This is a genomic window from bacterium (genome assembly GCA_013360195.1).
Taxonomy (GTDB): Bacteria; Electryoneota; RPQS01; order RPQS01; family RPQS01; genus JABWCQ01.
In genome coordinates, this window is record JABWCQ010000043.1 from 1 (window position 1) to 1,971 (window position 1,971).

The window sequence follows — 1,971 nt, forward strand, 5'->3', positions numbered from 1 at the left end:
TACCCCGCATCGGTAAGTGCGGCGGAATTATTTGTCTCTTACATGTGAGGTTGTTATGAAGAGACTCATTCTGTTGGCCATCTCGCAACTGCTGTTCTGCTCAATGCTATATGCGCAGACAGATGATCCAGGCTGCTACTTCACGGCTTATGTTCAGGATACAGGATGTGGTACGAGTGGTTCAAATTGCGCCAACCCGACAGGTTGCTCCTCGCAAACGTTTCATGTTCAATGCGCCGGTGTGATTCGATTCAAGGCCGGAGTGACTTGCACATCAGGAGAATGTGACGATTGTGCAGTATGTGTCAGAATCGTCGAGCAAGGAGGAGAAGGCCAAGAGTATCATGCCTTTTCAACCTATGGGTCCTGCAGCCGTGGTGCTTGCTGTACGATGAGTTCCGAAAACTTACTGGTAGGTGACTACATATTATATGCATGTCTGATTCCATGCCCAACCGGCGGTTCGTGCTGCACTGGCGGAAGTTCATGTGAAGCTTGGGCGATCGCGTCGAGCGATCCCATAAGCAACTGCCCATGAAGTTAGTGTGGACAAGAATTACCATTCTGTTATTGCTCGTAGCTAATGCAAACGCTCGCGTTGTTCGCGTTCCTGAGGACGCATCGACAATTCAAGCAGGTTTGGACAGCTTAACTAACGGTGATACACTTTTCGTCAGTCGAGTCGGCACGTATCAGGAATCACTTGTTGGGCCGGCGATTCGTTTCACCATGCTTGGAGAGTTTGATGCGGACTCAAGTGCAAATTCGCTTGTTGTGGTAGATGCTTCGAGTTTGCAGGGAATTGACACTCTTGCCGTGATCTCGCTGCCGCCGTTCGCCAGCGCCACTATAGAGAATTTTTGCTTCCGGAACTTCGATCGCTATGGAGTGCGGTCAAGAGCAGATAGTGTGACGCTGAGAAACTGTCTCATTGATTCGGTACGCTGGGGCGTGCGCGACCTGTTAGATAATATTGAATCGGTATTCAAGTTTGAAAACTGTCACTTCCGGGGTATCAGATGGCATGCAGTATTGACTCGGCCCGGAAATTCACTGATTGCAAAACGATGCAAGTTTAATGGCGCGCCAGAATCGGATTTCGCGATAGTGTCTTCCAATCGCATGACTATCGACTCTTGCATATTCACAAGCGCGCCACATCGAGCGTTGCTTGGTGCTTCACGCGGACCGCATAGCATTACAAATTGTGTGTTTGGCCCCGCGTACATTGACTACGGCCCCAGCATTGTGGAGATTGGCCATCAAGGCGCTGTTACTATCGCAAACAATGCATTTTTGGATTGCGAGTATTATGCACACGTTCTGAGCGTCATTTCAGACTTAGGAGATTCCGTAGAAATCGTCGGCAACACTTTCGAGCAGTGCCGACCTGCACCCGGTGTGCCTTCCGCATTTGGGGTCTTGGCCGTTGAAACACCCACACCAGGTCTCGAGCGCGGAGCACTTATTTCGCAAAACAACTTCATTGGATGCTCTGGGAACAATGCAGTGGATGACATCGTGCCTTCAGTGTACTTCCCCGCATTTATAGCCGGAAATCACTTTGTTCGTGATAGAATCAATGGCCTGCCTTCTATCTATGCCGGCAATTACATCTGGCAGCAGACTCCTGTAACTCTGCGTGACAATGTCTGGGAAAACTGCGGCTACGCTGTTGAATTGAGCGCTGCTGCCGATGCTCGTTTTAACTACTGGGGACATCCCAGTGGTCCCTATCACGAAATCGACAACCCCTTGGGCTTGGGGGACACAATCACTGGACCCGTGCCATTTATTCCGTGGCTTGAAGATACCATTGAAGCTGTGGAACAGCCACGCGTTGAACTGGCAAATGAGTTAAGCGTTCAGATTTACCCCAACCCCTTCAACTCCACCGTCACCATCGAGTACGCGCTCATCCGCGAGCAAGATGTGACATTGGAAATATACGACGTGCTCGGCCGTCAAGTC

The 1,971-nt window shown here is 50.3% G+C and carries 2 protein-coding genes; both read left to right on the forward strand.

The genetic code is table 11. The features are described 5' to 3' along the window. Positions 1 to 55 precede the first annotated feature (55 nt). Positions 56 to 538 carry a hypothetical protein gene (locus HUU59_13535; GenBank protein NUO20463.1) on the forward strand — a complete coding sequence of 161 codons (483 nt, stop codon included), beginning with the start codon at positions 56 to 58 and terminating at the stop codon, positions 536 to 538. Next, a partial coding sequence (locus HUU59_13540; GenBank protein ID NUO20464.1) for a right-handed parallel beta-helix repeat-containing protein occupies positions 535 to 1,971 on the forward strand: 1,437 nt, incomplete at its 3' end. The genes HUU59_13535 and HUU59_13540, both read left to right, overlap by 4 nt.